This window comes from Neobacillus camarae (genome assembly GCF_054950115.1).
This window is the reverse complement of the sequence record NZ_JBUCKX010000003.1, coordinates 431,415-455,240: the sequence shown is the minus strand read 5'-3', so window position 1 is coordinate 455,240 and position 23,826 is coordinate 431,415. Positions and strand designations below refer to the sequence as shown.

Below are 23,826 nucleotides of genomic sequence, written 5' to 3'. Positions count from 1 at the left end.
TCCTACAAAAAGCTATCGCTTTTTGTTAGTGCAATGCTTATGCTGCCGAAGCGTTACTTGTCTAATAAAGCAGACTCGTTTTACTCAAGTTTCTTCTGATTACCCGGTTTTGAGGGAATGATCCTTCAATTAAATACAAAATTTTAAACACGCGGGTGTGGCGGAATCGGCAGACGCGCTAGATTCAGGTTCTAGTGGTAGTAATACCGTATGGGTTCAAGTCCCTTCACCCGCATCATAATTTATGTAAAACGCGGAAGTAGTTCAGTGGTAGAACACCACCTTGCCAAGGTGGGGGTCGCGGGTTCGAATCCCGTCTTCCGCTCCAATTGCCGGGGTGGCGGAACTGGCAGACGCACAGGACTTAAAATCCTGCGGTAGGTGACTACCGTACCGGTTCGATTCCGGTCCTCGGCATCCTGTTTTACGGGAAATAGCTCAGCTTGGTAGAGCACTACGTTCGGGACGTAGGGGTCGCAGGTTCAAATCCTGTTTTCCCGATATTCTGGGGTCTTAGCTCAACCGGGAGAGTGTTTGCTTTGCATGCAAGAGTTCAGCGGTTCCATCCCGCTAGACTCTATAAACTAAAGTTTTGGCGGTGTAGCTCAGCTGGCTAGAGCGTACGGTTCATACCCGTAAGGTCGGGGGTTCGATCCCCTCCGCCGCTACCAAATTAGCTTAGGCTATTTTTTTTTGAAAGATTACGTAAGTCCGGATATAGGATTGAGTCCTAAAAAGCCACTGGCTTATGTCTTGGGTTTCGAATTCCTCTTGTCTTCCAATGATTTGGAGGGGTAGCGAAGTGGCTAAACGCGGCGGACTGTAAATCCGCTCCCTCAGGGTTCGGCGGTTCAAATCCGTCCCCCTCCACCATAATATAGGGGCATAGTTTAAAGGTAGAACAAAGGTCTCCAAAACCTTTGGTGTGGGTTCAATTCCTGCTGCCCCTGCCATTTTACTTTTGCCATATACCAATATAAATAAGGGCCTATAGCTCAGCTGGTTAGAGCGCACGCCTGATAAGCGTGAGGTCGATGGTTCAAGTCCATTTAGGCCCACTAATTCATAAAAACCGAACCCATCTAGGGTTCGGTTTTTTCGTGTTATAAGGCAGCCATACATCCATCTTCATGTTATTTCCACTAATTCTCTCGCTAATTGGAAGGCTTTTGGGAAATTCTAAAGAAAAAATATTGGAGGTTCCTAAATGCCTGAGCTCCCGGAAATGGAAAACTACAAAATCCACTTAAATAATAGAATCATGGGCCAAACCATCACTGGAGTTGAAATCAATCGCGATAAATCGGTTAACCTTAATCCTGAACTGTTTAAAAATACAGTTTCCTCACAAAAGGTGCTAAGTGTCAGCAGAAGGGGCAAACATCTGCTGTTCCATTTGCAAAATGGCCATGTCCTTTTATTGCATCTTATGCTGGGAGGTTGGATGTTTTTCGGCCAAGAGGCGGATAAGCCAAAACGAACAATCCAGGTTCGTCTCTCCTTTGGGAATGAACACCTTTATTTTATCGGTCTCAGGTTGGGGTACCTGCACCTTTATACCCCGCCGGAGGTCCAGGGAAAATTGGCTCATTTAGGCCCGGAACCATTGGATCCAAGTTTTACTATTATGGAGTTCACTAACCGCTTAAACACGAAACATGGCAGATTAAAAACAACTTTAATTGATCAAGAGTTTGTTTCCGGTATCGGAAATTGCTATTCGGCTGAAATTTGCTTTGAAGCGGGGATTCTGCCGGTAAAAGATATCGATGATCTCGAAGCGGAGGCAAAAAACAAGTTATATCAGTCCATGAAGGCCGTGCTTTTTGAGGGCATCAAGCTAGGAGGTTATATGGAGAATCCTCTTTTTAAAGGGGATACCAAAACCGGTGGAGTGAACGGTCACTGTCAAGTATATGATCGTGAGGGTCAGCCATGCCCAAGGTGCGGGGCAGTCATTGTTAAACAAATGGTTTCCTCAAGAAAGACGTTTTATTGCCCGAATTGCCAAAAGTAGTCAAGTATCCTGCCTAAGAAGGCGGGATATTTTTTTATACCTGTGATCTTTCATCAATTTTAAAATTTTATGTTTCCGTTTCCAGTTAAATAGTATATACTAAATGTAATTAAGTATAGCATAATTACTCTAAAGTAAATGAATATATTATCATTAATGAACTAAAGGGGGGTGGTATTTATTAAACTCAGCAAACGCCAGGATGAAATTTTACAAATCGTAAAACAAAAGGGCCCAATTACGGGGAAAGAAATTGCTGACATGCTTTCCGTTACAAGAGCTGCCTTAAGGCCGGACCTGGCCATTTTGACGATGTCTGGTAGTCTGGAGGCAAGACCCCGTGTTGGCTATTATTATAGTGATAAAAATGACCTAAAACAGCAAGCTAGGCAATTGATCCATCAGAAAGTATCGGATTTTAAAGCACATCCGATTGTGGTTGAAAAATCTACTTCGGTTTACAACGCAATTGTTCAGCTTTTTTTAGAAGACGTTGGCACCTTGTATACAGTCGATACCGAGGGATATTTGGCTGGTGTGATTTCGCGTAAAGATTTACTCCGGGCAGCCCTGGGCAATAGAAACCTGCAAGAACTGCCGGTTAGTGTCATCATGACACGAATGCCGAATATCATTACCATTTTTCCCGAAGAGTCGTTACTCGAAGCGGCAAAAAAAATGATCCATTATCATGTCGATTCTTTGCCGGTTGTAAAGGAAGTGAATCAGCGGAAAAATACATATTCGTTGTTGGGGAGAATTACCAAAACTACGATTACCAAAGCTTATTTGGAAATTATGGAAGGTAAATCAGTCTAAGGGAGTTGCTGCAGTTGGTTCAAAGAGAAGTGGTTTATGTGGTATCGGACTCCGTCGGGGAAACAGCTGAGTTTGTGGTAAAAGCAGTAGCAACGCAATTTAACGGTGGTCAGGTAGAAATCCGCCGAAGCTCTTATGTGGAGGATATTGAAGATATCGAAGATGTGCTTATTTTAGCAAAAAGAGATTACTCGATAATAGCCTACACGATTGTTATTACGGATTTAAAGGATTATTTGGACAAAAGGGCAGCCGAAGAAGGGATTACAGCCGTTGACCTGCTCAGCCCGCTAATGAATGCATTTGAGACAAGGTTTCATAAACCGCCGCATCACCGCCCAGGACTGATGAGGAAATTGGATGAAGAGTATTTTCGAAAGATTGAAGCGATAGAATTTGCGGTTAAATACGACGATGGCAGGGACCCACGCGGTTTTTTAAAGGCGGATATCGTGCTCATCGGTGTGTCTCGGACTTCTAAAACGCCACTGTCGATGTATTTGGCACACAAGCGGTTTAAAGTGGCCAATGTCCCATTAGTTCCTGAGGTCCCTCCGCCGGAAGAATTGTATCAAATACCGCGGAAAAACTGTATTGGTTTGATTATTGCACCGGATAAGTTAAACGAAATCCGCAAAGAGAGATTAAAAGCCTTAGGGCTGGCTTCACAAGCCAATTATGCCAGTTACCAGAGAATTCTTGATGAACTTGATTATGCAGAAAAAATTATGAAACGCGTAGGCTGTCCTATTATTGATGTATCAAATAAAGCAATTGAAGAAACGGCCGGTTTGATTCTGGATATTTTAAAAAAGGAAAGGAGTTAGTTATGGTGGGGAAATTTGTTTATTTATTTCATGAGGGTAATGGAAAAATGCGGGATCTCTTGGGGGGAAAAGGGGCAAACCTGGCGGAAATGACGCGGATTGGATTACCTGTTCCTTATGGCTTTACCATTACCACACAGGCATGTAATGCTTACTATGAATCTAACAAAACAGTCCCTGGATTAGTAGAACAACAGACTCTGGAGGCATTAGCCCGCCTGGAAGAAAAAATGGGGAAAAAATTGGGCGATCCCAAGAACCCTTTGCTCGTCTCTGTTCGCTCCGGCTCCGTGTTCTCGATGCCTGGGATGATGGATACCATTTTAAATCTGGGATTAAATGACGAAACCGTAAAGGGGTTAGCGGCATTAACAGATAATGCGCGGTTCGCTTACGATTCATATCGCCGGTTTATCCAAATGTTCAGCAATGTTGTGCTCCATATCGATACGTATTATTTTGAACAGTTATTGGAAGAAAAACGGGAACAAAAAGGCTATTCCTCTGACCCAGAAATGACCGCCGAAGATTGGCAGGAAGTGATAGACGGCTATAAAAACATTGTCAAAAAGCATACGAGAAAAGACTTCCCGCAACAACCCAAAGAACAGCTGTTTCTTTCGATTAATGCAGTGTTTGACTCCTGGAATAACCAGAGGGCGATCGTATACCGCCGGCTGAACAAAATACCGGACCATCTGGGAACAGCCGTCAACATTCAGAGTATGGTGTTCGGAAACATGGGAAGTGATTCCGGGACGGGTGTGGCATTCACCAGAAACCCTTCCACCGGGGAACCGGTCCTTTACGGGGAGTATTTAATCAATGCCCAAGGAGAGGACGTTGTGGCAGGTATCCGCACACCACAGCCCATTGCCGCTTTAAAGGAAGATATGCCTGAGGTCTACCGGCAATTTGCAGAAACCAGCCATCGCTTGGAACAGCATTACAAGGAAATGCAGGATATTGAATTCACGGTTGAAAAGGGAAAGCTATATATTCTGCAAACACGGAACGGCAAACGGACAGCCCAAGCGGCGATTCGGATTGCCGTTGACATGGTGAAAGAAGGAATTATTAACAGAAAAACTGCCCTTCTTCACGTCGACCCCGACCAGTTAAACCAATTGCTGCACCGAAGGATTGATGACACGGTTACCCGGAAAGTCTTGGCTAAGGGCCTCCCGGCATCACCAGGAGCGGCAACCGGCCAGGTTGTGTTTGATGCAGACGAAGCGGAACAATTAGGCAATGAGGGGAAAAAGGTCATTCTTGTCCGTCCAGAAACGACTCCAGATGATATTCATGGGATTGTTGCTTCTCAAGCTGTGTTGACTAGCCGCGGCGGGATGACCAGCCACGCCGCCGTTGTGGCCCGTGGTATGGGGAAAGCTTGTATTTGCGGCTGTGAAGCCATAAAAATTGATTTGAAAGCTAAACAATTTAAGGTAGGAGATACAGTGGTTAATTACCAGGAGACCATTACAATTGATGGAACTACCGGTGAAATCATGCTGGGGGAAATATCCATGATTGACCCAGAGCTATCCGCGGAATTTCAGCTGTTATTGGAGTGGGCGGACCAAGAACGGAAAATCGGGGTCCGTGCCAATGCCGATAATCCAGAGGATGCCAGGAAGGCATTCGAATTTGGGGCTGAAGGGATTGGTCTTTGCCGAACGGAACACATGTTTATGGACCAGAAGCGGATCCCCATCGTTCAAAAAATGATCTTGGCAGATAATCATGGAGAGAGAATGGAGGCACTCGCCCAACTCTTGCCCATGCAGCAGGGGGATTTCGAGGGGATTTTTGAAACGATGCAAGGCTACCCTGTCACTATTCGGTTATTAGACCCGCCTCTTCATGAATTCCTGCCGGATAAAGAGGAGCTGCTGATAGAGGTTACCAGGCTCCAAATTTTAGCCCCGCAATCGCCGGAATTGAAGCAAAAAGAGCAGCTGTTGAAAAAGGTGCGGCAATTGGATGAGTTCAATCCCATGCTTGGCCATCGCGGCTGCCGTTTGGGCATGACCTATCCAGAAATTTATGAAATGCAGGCCAGGGCGATTTTCTATGCCGCGGCCGAATTGGCCGAAAAAGGGATGGAAGTACAGCCGGAAATAATGATTCCGCTTGTGGGTCATGTGAATGAGCTTAAACAAATGCGCCAGTTGGTGGTGGATGCTGCATTGCAGGTGCAAGAAGAAAAGGGAAGGACATTTAACTACACGATTGGCACCATGATTGAAATTCCGCGTGCCGCACTGACAGCTGACAGAATTGCCGAAGAAGCGGACTTTTTCTCATTTGGAACGAATGATTTAACACAAACCACCTTCGGGTTTAGCCGAGATGATGCAGAAAGTAAATTCCTTCAAGCATATATAGAACAAAAAGTACTCCCGGAAAATCCGTTTGCGGTGCTAGACCAAGAGGGGGTCGGCAAGCTGGTGGAAACAGGCGTGCGGCTTGGCCGGCTGGCCAAACCTTCCTTAAAAACGGGTATCTGCGGTGAGCATGGGGGGGAAAAGAGCTCGATTGAATTTTGTTATAAAACGGGCTTGAATTATGTCAGCTGCTCGCCTTATCGGGTGCCGCTTGCACGTCTGGCCGCGGCACAAGCAACCATTCGACATCAGCAAAATCAGCAAGAAATTTTTACAACAGCATAATAATGGATGGAACGGTGCATCTGGTGCCGTTCCATTTTTTTGGTATGTTCAAAATCGGATTAGCGCCCTCCATTTTGCTTATACTATAAAAAAATTTCGAAATGAGGAATAACGATATGGGGGCCATTGAAAGGAATGGGTACCGCTTTGTGCCGGAATATAGTGTCATTCAACAAAATGGGGCAATTCATGTCTATAATAAAGAAAAGTTTATTGAGGAGATCAATTTCGAGTTTTCGGGAAAATTCCCTGAACCGGACCAAATCGAGGAACTGGTCAGACGGTATTGTGAGAGGAATAATCTGTAAGGAACACTTGTTCGATTTTTAATTCAATGCTATAATGTAACATGCAATAGAATAGGACTTTTCAAGGGTGGGGCACATCTCCTGTCAGGAAGGAGGTGATGCTTTTGACAGTCTATCAGGGATTGATGTTTGCGGTTTCGTTCGCCAGTCTCATTGTTACCGTACTGTCGTTTCACCGAAAAAAATAATCCACCCTTGAGCCGGCAAGCATGAGAGGTGGATTACTGTTTCGCCGATCCCCAATCATGGGAAGTCAGCTATTGCAAAGCCGAGCGGTTTTCCCTTGTCTTCTGCTCGGTCTTTTTTACTATATGCGCTTCTATACGAACATTATACATAAGATTAAGGCAAAAGGGAATGAAAATGTCAAAAGAACTGGAGGGGTAAGGGATGGGCAAATTAACGGTGATCTACCCTCAGGCGGTAGAGCATACGAAAATGAAAGTGCTAGAAGATATCGACCGCTATCTAGAAAAACAGGAAATAGTACCGGCTTTTGAACAATACTTGGCGGACAGGGGCCAATATCTGGAGCAAATATGGATTAATGTGTGGCTGAACAAATCAACCAATGATGTCCCAAAAAGCGAAAAAAAACAATACTTAACCGAGAAGGGCTTTGACGTGCAAGGGGTAGACCGAAAGCTGATCAATAAGCTTTTTCGCGATGAAATGAGGACGTATCAGCCCTTTGATCCACTGTCCTGGGTTACCGATTTTCTTACTGGCAAGGACGAAGAATGGCGCGAACGATTCCAGAAGGCGAAAGATGCCCTTGTAGTGCGGGAAACGCAGAAAGTGTTGATGGAGAAAAAATCGCTCCTTCAGGATAAGTTGGTTAAGATGGCAATTCGCATTATGGAGGACAACTATCAGATATTTTATTTATATATTCGTTATTTTGCTGCCAAACAATTGGCTGCCGATTTTAAAAATAATATTAAGTTTCAAACGATTGATCCGGCCGCATTAGAGGAGAACTTAACCGGAGAAGGTCCATTAAATCCTGGGGCATACAGAACGCTGGGGCAGTTTTTAAAGGAACTGACAGGAGAAATCCAATCGACGCTGGATTGGGGCAGAAGCTACTATGAATATGAGACCTACTTTTATGTTTATGAGAGCTTAATCTCTGATTACATATCGGAGTTGATTCCTGAAAAGGTGCTGGAGAATCTTCCGGAAGAGTTACGGCAGGAATTTGCGGAAATGAATCAGGAACCGCTAACCGCATCCTTCGTGAGAGGCACCATATATGATTTATTATATGATGTTTCGGGATATTATTTTGAAGACCTTCAAGATGAATACCTTAATGATCTGCTGAGACTGGCTGAGGTGACATTTGACCTTGAAGTCCATCATGAAATATTGGAACAGGATATCCGGGAGCAGGAGAAAAGACGGGCCGAAGAATTGGCCGAGTTGCAGAGAAGAAAAGTAGAAGAAGAACGGATGATGCGTGACATTTTCGGGAAAGAATATGACCCATCACTCAGGGGGAAGATTCATTATGTTTTGCACATTGGTGAAACCAATACCGGAAAAACCCATCATGCTTTGGAGAGAATGAAGCAGGCCGCAAGCGGGTTGTATCTCGCCCCATTAAGGCTTCTTGCCTTAGAGGTTTATGACAAGCTGAATGCCGAAGGGACTCCTTGTTCGTTAAAAACAGGTGAAGAGGAAAAAATTATTCCGGAGGCCAGCCATATTTCCTGTACGGTGGAAATGTTCCATGAAAAGGAATACTATCAAGTAGTTGTAATTGATGAAGCTCAAATGATCACCGACAAAGACCGGGGCTTCTCTTGGTATAAAGCGATTACCAAAGCAAATGCCGAGGAAGTCCATATTATTGGCAGCTGGAACTCCAAACCGATGCTGCTCGAGTTGCTGGGGGATTCTGATATTGTCATTAATGAATATAGCCGAGATACCCCGCTTGAAGTGGAAAATAAGGAATTTCATATTAGGCATGTAAAAAAAGGGGATGCCCTTATCTGTTTTTCAAGAAGGCGTGTGCTTGAAATATCGTCACGGCTGCAAAATGACGGCCACTCCGTCAGCATGATTTATGGCAGCATGCCTCCGGAAACGCGGAAAAAACAAATTGAGCTGTTTAATGCTGGAAAAACCAAAGTCATTGTGGCAACAGATGCTATTGGTATGGGCTTAAACCTTCCGATTCGCAGAATTGTCTTTCTGGAAAATGAAAAATTTGATGGCACGAGACGAAGGCTGTTGACCTCTCAGGAAGTGAAACAAATCGCTGGCCGCGCCGGAAGGAAAGGAATTTATGATATCGGTAAGGTGGCTTTTACAAGTGATATAAAAAAAATGCGGAATTTACTTCTCCAGGAGGACAAACCGGTCCTTACATTTGCTATTGCCCCGACGAATGGGGTGTTTGAGCGGTTTCAACGGTATTATCACGATTTGGCTACATTTTTTGAGCTCTGGGAAAAATTCAAAAGTCCTAAAGGAACCAAAAAAGCATCCTTGAATGAAGAAAAACAGCTATACGAGAGAATTGCCGGTACAGAAATAGAGGCACGCTTATCTTTAATGGATTTGTATGGATTTTTGCATCTGCCGTTTTCCCAAAATGAACAGGCATTGATGAATCAATGGGAATCGGCCATGTATGCGATTGTCCAAGGAAGGGATCTGCCAGAACCGGTGGTCAAAGAAGGCAGTTTGGAAGAACTGGAGCTAAGTTATAAGGCGATCGGGCTTCATTTGTTATTTTTATATCGCTTAGGCGAGCGGACGGAAGCCATGTATTGGGAACGGCTGCGTCTTGAAATTAGTGACAAAGTACAGGAACGGTTAAGAACGGATATACGGAAGTTCGTGAAAAAATGCAGAAACTGCGGAAAAAAGCTGCCATGGGATCATCCGTTTCCTATTTGTGATGCCTGCTATAGGGCCAAATATAAAAAGTATTGGTACAATGATGAATATTAATGGCAAAAACCACGCTGAAACGTCAGCGTGGTTTTTTGCTTATAAAAATGGGGCAAAAGTATAATAATTCCATTTTCCCATATGATGAATATAAGGGGGCTGATAATATGGCGGTTCACGTGGTGGGTGCCGGGGAAAGTTTATATACCATTTCCAATACGTATGGAGTATCACAGCAAACCATTATAAGTACAAATGGGTTGCCATCGACAAACCTGGTTCCAGGGCTGTCACTTTATTTACCGGATAACACGTTGTTTATGCGCACTTATCAAATTAAGACGGGTGACCAAGTTGCGAAACTGGCCCAAACATTCCAGACAACGACTGAAGCTATTTTAACGGCGAATCCCGGTATTGATCCGAAACTACTTTCCATTGGACAAGTAATTAACATACCATCACCCCTCAAACTATCCTTAAGCACTCTCGGGTTCTTTGTCCCCTCAGCAGCCAACACAGTCCCTTCTGCATTAGACGCTATATCCGGTCAGTTGAGGTACCTTGCCATTGTGGCCTATTCCTTTACATCGCAAGGGTATGCCTATAATCAAATAGAAGATTCCTTGATTATTTCAAGATGCAAACAATTGAATATTACCCCACTATTAATGATCCGTAATTATACAGGCGGAAATTTTAAACCTCAATTGGCAGGGGATGTGCTGGGGAACCCTGCCTATCGGGCAAACCTCATCGCCAGTATTGTCAATTTGACAGAGCAAAGAGGCTTCGGCGGTGTGAGCATTGATTTTGAATTTATTCCACCTGCTAGGCGTAATGATTATAGTACCTTTTTAGCTGATTTAAAATCAGCGCTTAAAGGCTTGGTGTTGCATGTTAATGTTCATGCTAAAACAAAGGATATCCCTACAAACCGAATAATAGGTGCCTATGATTATGCCGCAATTGGCAGGGCAGCAGACCTGGTAGCTGTCATGACCATCGATTACGGATATCCTGGTGGCCCCCCTGACCCAATTGCCCCGATTCCCTGGATGGAACAGGTCATACAATATTCGCTGACGCAAATACCTCCATCCAAGCTGATGGTTGCAATAGCGTTATATGGCTATGATAAGGTGGCCAATTCGAATACAACCACTGCCTTATCCGTTTTGGCAGCCCAGAATTTGGCTATTTCCACTGGTTCTAGAATTCAATTTGACGCTGCCAACAAGTCCCCATGGTTTCGTTATTGGCGGGGGACGGAAGAACATATTGTTTGGTTTGAGGATATCCGTAGTTTAATAGAAAAATACCGATTGATGGATTTATACAACTTATCCGGAACAACTTTTTGGCAAATCAGCCTGCCGGCACCGCAAAATTGGGCCTTTGGCCGGGACCATATATTTGTAAGTAAATGACGAGGGAGAAAGTATTCAAACAATACAGATAATATCCTTTCAGTGCCGCATTGGGCATGGTAAACTGGAGAAAAAGCGAAAGGCTGGAATAGGATTAGATGGAAACTTCTAGTTTTATAGATGAGGATATGAACAAGGAAATACTTGAAAGACAGCTGAATTCTTTTCTGCATACTTGTGGCGATTTACAGGGGGCTATTGCGGGGATTACTATCCGGTCCACGGCAGGCGGGGAAATCATCTATCAGCACCATGGGAATATACGGCTGCGGCCAGCTTCGAACATGAAACTGTTTACTGCCGCTGCCGCTCTCAATGTGTTAGGGGAAAACTATACCTTCCCAACAGAGATCTATCGCACGGGTCCAATACATAATCATATCCTTAAGGGGGATCTTTTCGTGAAAGGAAAAGGTGACCCGACATTGCTCAAGGCTGATTTTGATAGAATGGCGGAACAATTGCAATATCTAGGCATTCAACAGATTGCCGGGAACTTAATCGGTGATGATTCCCGGTATGACGATGTCCGTTATTCACAAGATCTGACATGGACCGATGAAACGTTTTATTATGGAGCACAAATCTCCGCTTTAACGGCGTCACCGACTGCAGATTATGATGCCGGTGCGGTGGAAATCACGCTAACTCCCGGTCTGAAAATTGGAGACCATGTCGACGTAAAAATAGCGCCCAATACCGATTATGTCAGGATCGTTAATCAGGCCGTAACGGTTGAAAATGGGGAAGCGGAAATTACTTTTGAGCGGGTACATGCCAAAAACACCATTTTAATAAAAGGGACATTGCCCTCAGGTTCTGAGGAACAGAAAGAATGGATTGCGGTCTGGGACCCAACAAGATTTGCCCTGACGCTTTTTCAACAATCATTGGAAGAACACGGCATTCAATTGTCAGGGAACTTCGAGACCGGTGTTGTTCCTGATAGTGCCGAGCTGGTATTATCCCGCCATTCGATAGCATTGTCGCAATTGCTGATACCGTTTATGAAATTAAGCAACAACACCCATGCGGAAATTTTTATCAAGGAAATGGGAAAAGTCGTAAAAGGGGAAGGCAGCTGGGAGAAAGGGTTGGAAGTGTTAACGGAAGAAATCCAAAAATTTGGCGTTAACTCAGAGACAATGGTCATCCGAGACGGGTCCGGCATTTCCCATGTTAACCTAGTTTCGTCGAATCACATTTCTCAACTACTTTTCGCGGTACAAACGGCAAAATGGTTTCCTGCTTATCTGCATTCATTACCAGTTGCTGGAGAAAGTGAAAAAATAGTGGGGGGAACACTGCGTAACCGGATGGAGGATTTGACAGGAACAGTAAAAGCAAAAACAGGAACGATTACGACCGTCAGCACATTATCAGGTTATCTTACGTCAAAAAGCGGACAAACACTCATCTTTTCCATTATGCTAAATAATTTGCTTGATGATGAAAAGGCTAAGGAAGTGGAGGACCAAATTGTCCGTCTTATTGTGAACTCTTATTAATGATAGATTAAATGCGAAATAAGGGATTTTTATTAGCCTAATGGGAATATAAAAGTAATAGACCTGACCGGGCTCGGTCGTAAATTCATTATATACCAAGAAAGGCTGAAGAATCCTCGATGAAAAAATGGTTTATTATATTTCTTACCATTTACACGATTTTAAACATTTCCTTAAGACCCTCGTTTGCACATGCTGAAACGGAGGGAACCCTCGAAACGAAAATCAATCAAATGGTGGCTGGTCCGGACTGGCAAGGGGCAATTGTAGGAATCAGTATCCGAAACGCAGGCAATGGCAGTCTGATTTACCAACATCACGGAGATGTCCGCCTGCGGCCGGCCTCTAATATGAAATTGTTAACAGCGGCCGCTGCCCTCAATGTTTTAGGGCAGGATTATACTTTTCCAACCGAAGTGTACCGGGATGGTCCAATTAAATCAAAAGTCCTCCGGGGGGACCTCTATCTTAAAGGAAAAGGCGACCCAACATTGATGCAGTCTGATTTTGATAAGATGGCGGAGGAACTGCAGAAGCAGGGGATTAAACAGGTTAAAGGCAATCTGGTCGGTGATGATACCTGGTATGATGATGTCCGTTATTCCCTCGACCTTCCTTGGAGTGATGAAACCGCTTATTATGGCGCGCAAATTTCCGCACTGACAGCTTCGCCTACTAGGGATTATGATGCGGGTGCTGTCGAGGTGGTAATCCGGCCTGGATCAAAACCTGGAGATAAGGTCTCCGTGGACATAACCCCAAAAACGAATTATGTAAAAGTTATGAACCGTACGGAAACGGTTGATGGGAATGGGAAAAAGAAAATCACCATTGAGCGGCAGCATGCTAAAAACACCATCGTGATTGACGGCACCCTGCCTATTGGTTCAAAACCTATAAAAGAATGGGTGGCGGTTTGGAATCCATCCCGCTACGCCCTGGCTCTTTTTAAACAATCGTTGGCCGAACACGGGATTCATGTAACCGGGAAAACCAAAACAGGGAGGGTGCCAGAGGCGGCGGTGATGCTGTTGTCACATCATTCCATGCCTTTGTCCGAGCTGCTGGTCCCGTTTATGAAATTAAGCAATAACACCCATGCGGAAATGTTAATCAAGGAAATGGGAAAAGTGGTCAAGGGCGAGGGGAGCTGGGAAAAAGGGATTGAGGTGCTGGATGAAGAGCTAACGAGGTTCGGGTTAAATCCCAATACAATGGTCATAAGGGATGGCTCGGGTGTTTCTCATGTGGACCTGATACCGGCCAATCAGCTTTCACAGCTGTTGTTTTCCGTGCAAAGCTCCAAGTGGTTTCCAGCCTACCTCCATTCATTGCCGATTGCCGGGGCTAGCGATAAAATGGTCGGCGGCACCTTGCGTAACCGGTTGAAAACGGCAGACGTACAGGGAAAAGTTAAAGCAAAGACAGGGTCGCTTTCCACCGTGCGTTCCTTATCAGGTTATGTCACGACGAAGAGCGGTCAAACCGTTATTTTTTCTATATTGGTAAATAATCTCCTGGACGATGAGAGTAAGAACTATATAGAGGATCAGATTGTCAGGTTGATTGCAGAGTAGAATTTTTATATAGGACTGAAAAACTGAAAAAAAGCCAAGCATGGTCACGTAGAAGGGCTCTATGTGACCAAGCATTGGTAAAAAAGCCGATTAGGGTAACATAGAAGCCTATCTATGTTACCTAAAATATTGCACCCAGCCGAATGGCTACGGAAGCAATTGTTTCAATAACTCAATTCCTCTTTTATGGCTTCAATGGCTTTCAAAACCTGAACCTTATTTGCTTCGGTATTTAAATGATTCCTAGCGTGAAGCAGCACCGGCCGGACAGATTCGACCGATCGTCCCCATTCATGCATCCACTCATAACGCGGGACCATCCATGTATGAAAATGATGCGTGGTGTCTTCATTATAAAAATAATAAACATGCTCAATGCCTAGCGCGGTTCGCTGCGCTTTTCTTATTTTCGCTAACAGGTGGATGTAATCAAGCTTTTCTTCCTCTGTCATCTCATCAACACTTTTAAAATGGCGTTTCGAGGCTAAGATGACCAAGCCTTCAATCGGATAAGCGACATCCTGATGGGCGTGGAAATGTTCTGTTTCGATAATGACTCCACCTTCCAGCTCAATCAAACCTCCAGTTAAAGCGCAGCTTAAGCATTCGACCTCTACTGTTTGTCCGTTAGCTAATGTTATTTCCCTCATATTATTTTCCCCCAAAGACTCGTTGTGTCTAACTAATCATACAACATGTTTTTTCATAAAGAATAGCAATTTTACTCTCGGGCAAATCTAAGGTTACTATAATATGGGGCGTGAGGTAGATGATATTTGGGAGCCATGTCAGCATCAGAAACGGCTATTTAGGGGCGGCAAAGCGGGCTGAGTCTTATCAAGCATCCGCATTTCAATATTTTCCTAAAAATCCGAGAAGTCTCACAATCAAAGAATTTGATCGGCATGATGCGGGTGCTTGTAAAACCTTTTGCAAAGAAAACGACCTGCAATCCATTGCCCACACTCCCTATCCAACCAGCTTGACGCCTTCAAAAGATAAGGAAGAACTGACCATTGCCTCGCTGCTCAATGATCTCGAAATCGCCAACGCTTGTGGTTCCATCGGTGTCGTCGTCCATTATGGCAGCCAAATTAGCAAATCCGATCCTCTGGCCAGCTACCAATTGATGCTGCACATGCTTAGTACAGTGCTTAGCCAGTGGGAGGGGGAGGCGCTCATCTTGTTGGAAAACAACGCTGGAACAAAAGGGGCACTCGGTACCACTTTTGAAGAATTGGTCCAAATTCGCACACTCTGTGAGTTTCCTGAAAAAATTGGTTTCTGTCTCGATACCTGTCATGCGTTTGCCAGCGGGCTATGGAACGGCCAAAATACGGAAGATTTTTTCGCCAAAGGGCAAGAACTGCAATACTTTGACCATTTAAAAGCGATCCATCTTAACAATTCAAAGTATCCATCTGGATCGAAAATGGATCGTCATGCCAATATTTTTCAAAGCAATGGCTTCATTAAAGAGGAACAACTAAAGGAATTAGTCACGTCTCCAGCTTTAAAAGAAATCCCGTTTATTTTGGAAACACCGGATGATGAAGGAGTCACGCATAAAGAAGAAATTGCCATGCTTCAGAAAAAATGGGACAATAGTATTGATTTTCCTATATAAATGCATTATAACTGAAAAAAAGAAACATAGTACAGGAAGGCATGTGGAGAGGAATATGAAAGCAGTTCAAACTATGGGACCGTTATTGTCGGAACGATTTGAAGTTGCCTTTAATCAGGTTCACGATGCATTAAAGGACATCGTCAAAATCAACGATGATAGATTTATAGTATTATTGAAGACTGGCGCGAAAAAGTACCAAATTATTGAGTCATTTAAGAAAGATCTTGAGCAATATGCCAAATTGCGCAATGCCATTGTCCATGAAAAAATGGAAATTGGTTATTATATTGCTGAACCAAATGCAAAAGTGGTTCATCATATTGAAAAAATCGCTGATATCATCAGCAAGCCCAATTATGCCCTGTCGATTGCCTCCAAGAATGTGATTTCTTTTCATTTTCAGGACCCCATATTAAAGGTTACGGCGGCCATTAAGGAGCGCGGGCTATCCAAATTTCCGGTTTATAAAAATAACCATTGTGTAGGGCTGTTAACTGCAGGTTCAGTGGTCAAATGGATAGCCTCCAATATGGCGACTGGTTCGGTTAATTTAAACCATATTCATGTTTCGGACATTATGATGTTTGAAAAAGAGCGCCTACTTCAATTCGTTTCCAAAGAGGTTAATATTTTTGAGGTCGAGAACGTATTCGAGGAGGCTCATAAACTTAAACAGAAGTTGGAAGCGGTCATTATTACCGAAAATGGAAATACGGATGAAAAACCGTTAGGGATCATTACCCCGTGGGATTTAATAGAGATAGATTATACGGTCGATTAAACGTAAGGGCATACGAACTCGTATGCCCCTTGCGTTAGATAAAGGCTAGTTTTCAAAGTCAAATTCGCTTAATTGATCCATGTGGCTGGCAATCAAGGCAATAATCGTGCTTGCTTCTTCTTTACTGAAGATAAAATGGGATTCATCCTTAATTAATTCATCGTCGGTGGTCCAGACACGGTTCACTCGCTTCAGGACACCATCCCCAGTCTCCTCCACAACGCCAAATTGATAGGTGATTTCGACCTCATCCTTGTGCTTGAAGGCTGTTACTTCAGGAGTCGACCATTCAATCTCAATCTCTTCAAAAATCTCATCACGGTTGTCTTGTTCTGCCTCATAATATTCTTCTTCGTCCGCATCCGCCAGCTCCATATCGTCATCTAATTCCGATAATCCCATATCTTGTTCATCGGCACAATCGTCGGACTCAAGAAATACTCCGTCAGAGGTAAATTGGTCATCACCGTTTATATAGTCGTGTAGGCTTTCATGGACTTCATCAATGATTTCCTCAATATCTGAAAGGATGATTTTGACCGAATTCCCCCGGTCAACATCAAAGGAATCAATGTAAAATTCTTCATTGTCCGGGTCAAAGAAAATGGTGCAAAAATAATCACGTCCCAGTTCTTCGGAATCCTCATCAGCCGTTTCCACAAAAAACTCAATCCTTGGATGCTTGGCAGCCCGCTCGATGGTCATTTGGCCGATTTGGTCGTATTCATCGCATATGGACTCCAAGTGATCTTGTAACTCTCCGCATACACGGTCAAACCACTCTAATGACATCCACCTCACCCTTTCATTAGTAATCGAGGTTATTATCTCCTGGTTTTCAATTATTATGTTTTTATTGGAAAGTAAATGATAGTTCGGAAAGTATCAGTTTATCTTGCAAGGATATCCTTACTTTTATACAATAATATAAAAGTGTATTATAACAGCTTCCCACAAGAACGGCAGATTATAAAGGATGCCGTTTTACTTAACTGTTCTATGTTCAGAAAATTTTTAAAAATAAACACAAGGGTGAGGAAAATGCAGACAGAAAAGCTGATTGCTACGCTAGGCTCCATTATTCCGGAAACGCAGATTGAAACCGGACCCTCGAATCAACATCCGTTAGGAAATGATGGAATCGTTGTCGTATACCCACAGACCGAAGATGAAATTGCCAGTGTCCTGAAATTTGCCAATGATAATAGTAAAAATGTGGCCGTTATCGGCGGGGGTACAAAAAGAGGCTGCGGGGGAACAGGAGAATCGGCTGAAATCCTGCTGTCGCTGGCAAAATATAAAGGATTGGTCAAACATACGGTTGGAGACATGACTTTAACTGTCAAGGCCGGTACTATTTTTAAAGATTTGCAGGATTTTTTAGCCGTATTTAATCAAAAGATACCCCTTGACCCTTTTGCCCCGGAACATGCTACCATTGGCGGCGTGGTTGCCGCAAATGACAGCGGCCCGAAACGCCTCGGATACGGCTCAGCCCGTGATGTGGTTATCGGCTTGAAGGTCGTCTATCCTGATGGAAGTGTAATCCGCACCGGTGGCAAAACGGTTAAAAACGTCGCCGGATATGATTTTAATAAATTGTTTATCGGATCGATGGGAACACTTGGTGTCATCTCAGAAATTACCCTCAAACTAAGACCTCTACAGAAATTTGAAAGTCTTGTACTAGTAACCTTTCCGGATGGAAACCCCGAAGAAATTCATAGATTTGCCGTTAACCTCCTTGATACAGCAATAGAACCAATTGCACTTGAACTCCTATGTCCTGCTTTATCAGAAAAATTATCAGGGGATTTTTGTTTTACTTTAGCTATCAGCCTCGAAGATGTGGAAAGTGCTGTCCGTTACCAAACAGATTTTGTTGGGAAACTCAAACCGGCCAAGTCCAAATTAACTGTAATAGAACAGAAGGAGTCACAGATATTCTGGAAACGCTTAGCGAAAATTCCGCCAAATGGTCATGATCCGATTGGAATGGAAACCAGGGCTTCTATCAAAATTGGCGTAAAGAACCTGGATGTTATAAAGGTGATAAAAGAAAGCTATTCTTTGGCAGACAGGCATAATCTCCTTGTAGAATCTCATGGCGGCCTGGGGCATGGCATTGCCCGGATCTATTTGGAAGGAGCAAGCGTGGATGTGCTGTCCGCCATATCGGGGTTGAGAGAAATGGTTGAAGTTTTAGGCGGGTATGCCGTTGTGACCCATTTGCCTTTTGTCCTTCGCCAGCAAATCGATGTGTGGGGAACTAAACCTGCTTATTTTTTCCTGTTTGATGGCATAAAGTCAAAAATAGACCCTAAGCGGATTATGAATTCAAAACGTTTTGTTGGAGGGATATAACATGGGGCTGCGTGAATTGGATCAGAACCCGCCCTGCATTACGCTGGGGGCTGGGAATTACTTATGGAGTGACCCGCCAAAAGAATATAAATGGGCCGACTGCGTCCATTGCGGCTTATGCTTGGAAGCCTGTCCGACGTATGAACAACTGGGGCAGGAGCAACATTCGCCCCGCGGCCGCGTCCACCTGATTAAATCGGTGGCGGAAGGCAAGCTGAAGGTCAACGAAGCGTTTGCCGATCCTGTGTTTCAGTGTTTGGATTGCCGTGCCTGTACCACCGCGTGCCCGGCCAATGTGGATGTCGGCGGATTAATTGAAGAGGCAAGAGGCCAAGTCAGGCAGGCCATGCCGCTTTCAGGCTGGAAGGCCATGGCCAGCAAGTTTTTTCTGGAAAACTTGTTTCCCTATCACGAGCGGTTGGAGGCGGCCGGAAGCCTGTTGAAATTTTATCAAAAAAGCGGCCTGCAAAAATTGTCACGCAAAACCGGACTGATTCACCTCATGCCGGACCATTTGGTTGAAATGGAAGCCATCATGCCCCTGGTCAAAACCTCCGTTCGAAAAAAATACAAGAATAGCAACGTGATTAAGGCAAAAGGGGAAACCAAGCGTCAAGTGGCCATGCTCACTGGATGCATTATGGATGTCATGTTCAGTGATGTCAATGAGGCAACGATTAATGTATTAACACGAAACGGGAATGATGTATTCATCCCTAAAAAACAAACCTGCTGCGGGGCGCTGCATGTCCATGCCGGGGAAAGGGAAATGGGGCGTAAATTGGCCATACAAAATATGGAGGCGTTTGAGAGTTCGGAAAAGGTGATTGTCAATGCAGCCGGCTGTGGCTGTATGCTGAAAGAATATCCGGAACTCTTTCACGAAGACCCTGAATGGTACGAGCGGGCACGTGATTTTTCCGCAAAGGTGGAAGATGTTTCAAAATATCTTTATGAAACTGGCTATGAAATTCCCAAATCCGAATTAAAAACACGAATTACGTATCACGATGCCTGCCATCTGGCTCATGGCCAGGGAATCCGTAAAGAGCCGCGCGAGTTGCTGCTGCATATCCCTGGAGTGGAAATGGCGCAAATGCCAAATGCGGACCGTTGCTGTGGCAGTGCGGGTATCTATAATCTGACCCATCCGGAAATGGCATCGGCCATATTGGAAAGCAAAATGGACCATGTACCCGATGATGTGGAAATGATTTCGATGGGCAACCCGGGCTGCATGCTGCAAATGGCGGTTGGTATCTTAAAGCACGGCAGGAACCAAAGGGTGGTCCATACCGTACAGCTGCTTGACTGGGCCTACCAAAAGGAAGACAGGCAAGGGGGCGAACCTTATGGCACGAAATAAGGTGGATACCAAAGACACTCACATTCTTAACCTGGCCAAACTGATGTCGGGACCGAACGCCATTTTGTATAAACAGGAAGATCTGATGGCTTATGATTGTGACGGATTCACGATTGAAAGGCATATGCCGAGGGCGGTGGTTTTTCCAAAAAACACGGAAGAAGTATCGAGGATTGTTAAATATTGTTCAGAAAATAAGCTCCCGTTTTTGGCGCGCGGTGCAGGAACCGGACTCAGTGGCGGCGCCGTTCCGTTAAATAATGAAGTGATTATCAGTCTGGTTCGGATGAAGCGGTTATTAGAAGTGGATTTGGAAAATCGCAGGGCAGTCGTCGAGCCTGGTTTTGTCAATCTGAAGTTAACCCATTCGATTTCCGACAAGGGGTATTATTATGCACCTGATCCGTCAAGCCAATATGCCTGCACCATTGGGGGGAACGTGGCGGAAAATGCCGGGGGAGCCCATTGTTTGAAATATGGGGTTACCACAAATCATATATTGGGATTGGAGGTTGTGCTGCCAAATGGCGACATTACTGAAATTGCACCTAATGGGATTCCTGATTTCCCTGGCTATGACCTCCTCGGATTGCTGACCGGTTCAGAAGGAACCTTGGGCATTGTCACCAAAATAACGGTACGAATCTTAAAAAATCCGGAAGCAAAGCAAACTGTACTCGCATACTTCGACCAGGTTCAGGATGGAAGCCAAGCCGTCTCGGACATTATCTCCAGCGGCATTGTACCGGCTGCACTCGAAATGATGGATAAAGTGGCCATCGAGGGAGTGGAGGCAGCTGCTTTTCCAGTTGGCCATCCGAAAGATATTGCTGCTGTATTGTTAATCGAGGTGGATGGGATTGCGGCAGGTATCGATGAGCAGATACAAATGATATTGGACGTGTGTAAAAAAAGTCATGTCCGTGAGGTGAAAGTAGCGAAGGATGAAGCGGAACGGGCACGCTGGTGGGCAAACCGCAAAACCGGATTTGGAGCTATGGGAGCGATATCCCCCAATTACCTGGTCCAGGATGGGGTAATTCCAAGAAGCAAGCTTCCTGAAGTTCTGGAACGGATTAATCAAATTAGTGAAGAATCCGGCTTGCGGATTGCCAACATTTTTCACGCTGGAGATGGAAATCTGCATCCGCTCATTTTATTTGACTCGAGAGTGCCTGGACAAACCGAAAAAGCAATTCAAGCAGGAAGTGAATGTTTAAAGGCTTGTGCGGATGCGGGCGGATCGATAACGGGTGAACATGGGGTCGGCATTGAAAAGAAAGAGGAAATGCGGTTTGTCTTTAATGATGATGAAATCAAAGCCCAAACTGATATTCGGGATATCTTCAATCCCGACCGGCTGCTTAACGCGGGAAAGCTGTTCCCGACCCCAAGCCGCTGCGCGGAGATGAAGCAGGAACTCAAAAAAACGGAAACGGTATGGTAGTGTATTCTTGAATTTTAAGTAGAAGGCATGAATAAAGCCCTTGAATAAAAAGTCATGAAGAGGGGAAAGGACATGTGATCCTTTCCCTGTACACCACTATCTACGCCTTTTTTTTCGCTTATATAGCCACATGTTACCGTCTTTCCAGCAGGTTTGAATTTTATATCTGCCATCATCACTCGAATGCCAGTTACTACAAACAAGTTCATCCGAGCTTTCTTCTTGAACATGGCTGGATGACTCGGATCTGCTTGAAGAAGAACTGCTGCTTGAAGAAGAACTACTCGATTCTTCGTGCATGCCATCAGCATTAAAGCCTGTTCCTAAAACCACCCTATCCCAAAAGTCGCCTTGTCTTTTTTCATCCGATGAACTTTCAAAAGTCTCTGGTGAAAGATTTCTTTCCTCCGACATGGATTGCACCTCCTTACAAATAAAAAAGGGAGCACGTTCTACCTGAGTTACCGTATGTTGTTTAACCAACTCCTCTTTTACCAATGTACGTTTCAACACCATTTTTGTACTGGACAAACGCCTAAGTTTGGAAAAATTGCCTAAATAGCAGGGACGGCTTATCCCACCGGTCTTTTAAACGTTCCTAAGTTTATAAATAAACCAATAAACTTTCCTGAAGAAATGATTCAACATATACTATTGTTATTAACTATTTTTGAAAGGTAATCATATGCATTTAACATCGATATTACTAGTCATTATTTTAATCTTAAATCTATTTTGTGCCGCGGTCGTGCTTTTTTTGGAGAGGAGAGATGCTGGCACCACCTGGGCTTGGCTGCTAGTCCTGTTCTTTATTCCGATTTTCGGCTTTATTTTATACCTTTTGTTCGGTCAAAACCTCAGCAGAAGGAACCTGTTCCATTGGGAGGACCTCAAAAGGACAGGGTTTGAGGAAATGGTGAGCACACAGCTCATAGAAATCCATTCAAAGCGATTCCAGTTCCGTAATCCCGCCTCGGCAAATAACCGTGATTTAATTTTTATGCAATTAATGAATAACCATGCCTACTTATCAGAAGACAATTCAGTCGATTTATTTATTGACGGTAAGGTAAAGTTTGAAAAGTTATTTAAAGATATCGAATTGGCAAATGATTATATCCATTTACAGTACTACATCATTAAAAACGACTGGCTTGGTAAAAAGTTGATTTCCTTGTTAACGAAAAAAGCAAAAGCGGGTGTGAAGGTTCGGGTTTTATATGATGAGCTTGGTTCAAGACGCTTGCCGAAACGATTATTTAAAAAGTTCCGTGCGGCTGGCGGTCAAGTGGAGGTTTTCTTCCCTTCGAGATTACGGTTTATTAATTTGCGGATGAATTATCGGAACCATCGCAAATTGGTGATTATTGATGGGAAAATCGGCTATGTCGGCGGTTTTAATGTGGGTGATGAATACCTTGGGCTTAACAAGAGGTTCGGCTATTGGCGGGATACTCATTTAAGAATCCAGGGGACAGCTGTTGATGCCCTGCAAACACGATTTATTCTCGATTGGAATCAAGCATCCCGTAAATACGATATCAGCTATGTGCCGAATTTATTTCCAAAGGACGTCCCCCATGGCAGAGTGGGGATTCAAATAGTTACGAGCGGGCCCGATTCAGAACTGGAACAAATCAAAAACGGTTACATCAAAATGATATTGAGTGCTAAAAAAAGTGTATACATACAAACCCCTTATTTTATTCCCGATGCCAGTATATTGGATGCACTCAGAATCGCGTGTTTATCGGGAGTGGAAGTCAACATTATGATTCCGGATAAGCCAGACCATCCATTCGTTTACTGGGCAACTATGTTCCATATTGGAAGAATGCTGGAAACAGGTGCGAGGGTTTACATCTACAAAAAAGGGTTTATCCATGCGAAAACAATCGTGGTGGACAAAGAAATTGCTTCGGTAGGAACTGCCAATATTGATTTTAGAAGCTTTAGACTCAATTTTGAAGTGAATGCCTTTCTCTACGATCATGCGTTAGCCGAAAAACTGGCCGAAATTTTCATGGATGACTGTCGTGATTGTAACTTGCTTACATTAAAAGAATATCAGAATCGATCACTATGGATACGATTTAAGGAATCGGTTTCCCGGTTGCTTTCGCCAATTTTATAAAGTCTTAAAGAATCATCCGTGTGCATCAGTAAAATC

18 protein-coding genes and 9 tRNA genes are annotated in these 23,826 nt (G+C 44.1%); 24 read left to right on the top strand and 3 right to left on the bottom strand.

The genetic code is table 11. The features are described 5' to 3' along the window. The first annotated feature begins 151 nt into the window (after window positions 1–151). From ACY8D0_RS17440 to dacB (ACY8D0_RS17355), 18 genes are all read left to right on the top strand, one after another. Window positions 152–235 (top strand) — tRNA-Leu (locus ACY8D0_RS17440). 18 nt (window positions 236–253) lie between these two features. Then, a tRNA-Gly gene (locus ACY8D0_RS17435) sits at window positions 254–328 on the top strand. A 3-nt stretch (window positions 329–331) separates the two neighbouring features. Then, window positions 332–417, top strand: a tRNA-Leu gene (locus ACY8D0_RS17430). Window positions 418–427: 10 nt separating this feature from the next. Beyond that, a tRNA-Pro gene (locus ACY8D0_RS17425) sits at window positions 428–501 on the top strand. Window positions 502–507: 6 nt separating this feature from the next. Beyond that, window positions 508–580 (top strand) — tRNA-Ala (locus tag ACY8D0_RS17420). Window positions 581–594: 14 nt separating this feature from the next. Continuing rightward, a tRNA-Met gene (locus tag ACY8D0_RS17415) sits at window positions 595–671 on the top strand. 117 nt (window positions 672–788) lie between these two features. Then, window positions 789–873 (top strand) — tRNA-Tyr (locus ACY8D0_RS17410). A gap of 6 nt (window positions 874–879) precedes the next feature. Further along, window positions 880–953 (top strand) — tRNA-Trp (locus ACY8D0_RS17405). 31 nt (window positions 954–984) lie between these two features. Then, window positions 985–1,058, top strand: a tRNA-Ile gene (locus tag ACY8D0_RS17400). A gap of 149 nt (window positions 1,059–1,207) precedes the next feature. After that, window positions 1,208–2,017, top strand: a complete 810-nt coding sequence (mutM, locus tag ACY8D0_RS17395) for a DNA-formamidopyrimidine glycosylase (protein ID WP_462411780.1) — start codon at window positions 1,208–1,210, stop codon at window positions 2,015–2,017. A gap of 171 nt (window positions 2,018–2,188) precedes the next feature. After that, window positions 2,189–2,836 (top strand): transcriptional regulator CcpN, encoded by a 648-nt coding sequence (locus tag ACY8D0_RS17390; RefSeq protein ID WP_462411779.1) that lies wholly within the window; start codon window positions 2,189–2,191, stop codon window positions 2,834–2,836. A gap of 14 nt (window positions 2,837–2,850) precedes the next feature. After that, window positions 2,851–3,663 carry a pyruvate, water dikinase regulatory protein gene (locus ACY8D0_RS17385; protein ID WP_462411778.1) on the top strand — a complete coding sequence of 271 codons (813 nt, stop codon included), beginning with the start codon at window positions 2,851–2,853 and terminating at the stop codon, window positions 3,661–3,663. A 5-nt stretch (window positions 3,664–3,668) separates the two neighbouring features. Then, window positions 3,669–6,338: a pyruvate, phosphate dikinase gene (gene ppdK, locus ACY8D0_RS17380; RefSeq protein WP_462412490.1), complete on the top strand. Its 2,670-nt coding sequence runs from the start codon at window positions 3,669–3,671 to the stop codon at window positions 6,336–6,338. Between the two features lie 116 nt (window positions 6,339–6,454). Continuing rightward, window positions 6,455–6,646: a YbxH family protein gene (locus tag ACY8D0_RS17375; protein WP_462411777.1), complete on the top strand. Its 192-nt coding sequence runs from the start codon at window positions 6,455–6,457 to the stop codon at window positions 6,644–6,646. Window positions 6,647–7,036: 390 nt separating this feature from the next. After that, complete coding sequence (locus tag ACY8D0_RS17370) at window positions 7,037–9,613, top strand: DEAD/DEAH box helicase (RefSeq protein ID WP_462411776.1); 2,577 nt, start codon at window positions 7,037–7,039, stop codon at window positions 9,611–9,613. 107 nt (window positions 9,614–9,720) lie between these two features. Continuing rightward, entirely contained in the window at window positions 9,721–10,983 is a 1,263-nt protein-coding gene (locus ACY8D0_RS17365) for a glycosyl hydrolase family 18 protein (RefSeq protein WP_462411775.1), read from the top strand. 98 nt (window positions 10,984–11,081) lie between these two features. After that, window positions 11,082–12,491: a D-alanyl-D-alanine carboxypeptidase/D-alanyl-D-alanine endopeptidase gene (gene dacB, locus ACY8D0_RS17360; RefSeq protein WP_462411774.1), complete on the top strand. Its 1,410-nt coding sequence runs from the start codon at window positions 11,082–11,084 to the stop codon at window positions 12,489–12,491. A 119-nt stretch (window positions 12,492–12,610) separates the two neighbouring features. After that, a complete protein-coding gene (gene dacB / locus ACY8D0_RS17355) occupies window positions 12,611–14,068 on the top strand; it encodes a D-alanyl-D-alanine carboxypeptidase/D-alanyl-D-alanine endopeptidase (protein ID WP_462411773.1) in 1,458 nt (485 codons plus the stop codon). 164 nt (window positions 14,069–14,232) lie between these two features. Here dacB (ACY8D0_RS17355) and ACY8D0_RS17350 read toward each other — a convergent pair whose 3' ends face one another. Further along, a complete protein-coding gene (locus tag ACY8D0_RS17350) occupies window positions 14,233–14,718 on the bottom strand; it encodes an HIT family protein (RefSeq protein WP_462411772.1) in 486 nt (161 codons plus the stop codon). 119 nt (window positions 14,719–14,837) lie between these two features. Here ACY8D0_RS17350 and ACY8D0_RS17345 point away from each other — a divergent pair, with 119 nt between their 5' ends. Both ACY8D0_RS17345 and ACY8D0_RS17340 read left to right on the top strand, forming a co-directional pair. Then, the gene (locus tag ACY8D0_RS17345) at window positions 14,838–15,695 is read left to right on the top strand and encodes a deoxyribonuclease IV (protein WP_462411771.1); all 858 of its coding nucleotides are present in this window, start codon (window positions 14,838–14,840) and stop codon (window positions 15,693–15,695) included. A gap of 55 nt (window positions 15,696–15,750) precedes the next feature. Beyond that, window positions 15,751–16,479: a CBS domain-containing protein gene (locus tag ACY8D0_RS17340; protein WP_462411770.1), complete on the top strand. Its 729-nt coding sequence runs from the start codon at window positions 15,751–15,753 to the stop codon at window positions 16,477–16,479. 45 nt (window positions 16,480–16,524) lie between these two features. Here the strand turns inward: ACY8D0_RS17340 and ACY8D0_RS17335 are convergent, their stop codons facing one another. Then, entirely contained in the window at window positions 16,525–17,271 is a 747-nt protein-coding gene (locus tag ACY8D0_RS17335) for a hypothetical protein (RefSeq protein ID WP_462411769.1), read from the bottom strand. A 249-nt stretch (window positions 17,272–17,520) separates the two neighbouring features. Here ACY8D0_RS17335 and ACY8D0_RS17330 point away from each other — a divergent pair, with 249 nt between their 5' ends. From ACY8D0_RS17330 to ACY8D0_RS17320, 3 genes are read left to right on the top strand one after another with little or no spacing between them, the layout of a single operon-like run. Then, window positions 17,521–18,843, top strand: a complete 1,323-nt coding sequence (locus tag ACY8D0_RS17330) for an FAD-binding oxidoreductase (RefSeq protein WP_462411768.1) — start codon at window positions 17,521–17,523, stop codon at window positions 18,841–18,843. Window position 18,844: 1 nt separating this feature from the next. Beyond that, window positions 18,845–20,209, top strand: a complete 1,365-nt coding sequence (locus ACY8D0_RS17325; protein ID WP_462411767.1) for a (Fe-S)-binding protein — start codon at window positions 18,845–18,847, stop codon at window positions 20,207–20,209. Continuing rightward, complete coding sequence (locus tag ACY8D0_RS17320; protein ID WP_462411766.1) at window positions 20,196–21,656, top strand: FAD-linked oxidase C-terminal domain-containing protein; 1,461 nt, start codon at window positions 20,196–20,198, stop codon at window positions 21,654–21,656. The genes ACY8D0_RS17325 and ACY8D0_RS17320 overlap by 14 nt, the downstream gene beginning before the upstream one ends. A 96-nt stretch (window positions 21,657–21,752) precedes the next feature. On the opposite strand, the gene ACY8D0_RS17315 is transcribed toward ACY8D0_RS17320, so the two are convergent. Further along, on the bottom strand, window positions 21,753–22,070 hold the full coding sequence (locus tag ACY8D0_RS17315; RefSeq protein ID WP_462411765.1) for a hypothetical protein: 318 nt from the start codon (window positions 22,068–22,070) through the stop codon (window positions 21,753–21,755). 271 nt (window positions 22,071–22,341) lie between these two features. On the opposite strand from ACY8D0_RS17315, the gene cls reads away from it, so the two are divergent. After that, window positions 22,342–23,790, top strand: coding sequence for a cardiolipin synthase (gene cls, locus ACY8D0_RS17310; RefSeq protein ID WP_462411764.1), 1,449 nt, complete (start codon window positions 22,342–22,344; stop codon window positions 23,788–23,790). The last annotated feature ends 36 nt before the right edge of the window (window positions 23,791–23,826 follow it).

What these genes read in the sequence shown, in the direction of transcription:
- mutM (WP_462411780.1), top strand. Translation starts at nt 1,208, where the DNA reads ATGCCTGAGCTCCCGGAAATGGAAAACTACAAAATCCACTTAAATAAT.
- ACY8D0_RS17375 (WP_462411777.1), top strand. Translation starts at nt 6,455, where the DNA reads ATGGGGGCCATTGAAAGGAATGGGTACCGCTTTGTGCCGGAATATAGT.
- ACY8D0_RS17370 (WP_462411776.1), top strand. Translation starts at nt 7,037, where the DNA reads ATGGGCAAATTAACGGTGATCTACCCTCAGGCGGTAGAGCATACGAAA.
- ACY8D0_RS17365 (WP_462411775.1), top strand. Translation starts at nt 9,721, where the DNA reads ATGGCGGTTCACGTGGTGGGTGCCGGGGAAAGTTTATATACCATTTCC.
- dacB (WP_462411774.1), top strand. Translation starts at nt 11,082, where the DNA reads ATGGAAACTTCTAGTTTTATAGATGAGGATATGAACAAGGAAATACTT.
- dacB (WP_462411773.1), top strand. Translation starts at nt 12,611, where the DNA reads ATGAAAAAATGGTTTATTATATTTCTTACCATTTACACGATTTTAAAC.
- ACY8D0_RS17350 (WP_462411772.1), bottom strand. Translation starts at nt 14,718, where the DNA reads ATGAGGGAAATAACATTAGCTAACGGACAAACAGTAGAGGTCGAATGC.
- ACY8D0_RS17345 (WP_462411771.1), top strand. Translation starts at nt 14,838, where the DNA reads ATGATATTTGGGAGCCATGTCAGCATCAGAAACGGCTATTTAGGGGCG.
- ACY8D0_RS17340 (WP_462411770.1), top strand. Translation starts at nt 15,751, where the DNA reads ATGAAAGCAGTTCAAACTATGGGACCGTTATTGTCGGAACGATTTGAA.
- ACY8D0_RS17335 (WP_462411769.1), bottom strand. Translation starts at nt 17,271, where the DNA reads ATGTCATTAGAGTGGTTTGACCGTGTATGCGGAGAGTTACAAGATCAC.
- ACY8D0_RS17330 (WP_462411768.1), top strand. Translation starts at nt 17,521, where the DNA reads ATGCAGACAGAAAAGCTGATTGCTACGCTAGGCTCCATTATTCCGGAA.
- ACY8D0_RS17325 (WP_462411767.1), top strand. Translation starts at nt 18,845, where the DNA reads ATGGGGCTGCGTGAATTGGATCAGAACCCGCCCTGCATTACGCTGGGG.
- ACY8D0_RS17320 (WP_462411766.1), top strand. Translation starts at nt 20,196, where the DNA reads ATGGCACGAAATAAGGTGGATACCAAAGACACTCACATTCTTAACCTG.
- ACY8D0_RS17315 (WP_462411765.1), bottom strand. Translation starts at nt 22,070, where the DNA reads ATGTCGGAGGAAAGAAATCTTTCACCAGAGACTTTTGAAAGTTCATCG.
- cls (WP_462411764.1), top strand. Translation starts at nt 22,342, where the DNA reads ATGCATTTAACATCGATATTACTAGTCATTATTTTAATCTTAAATCTA.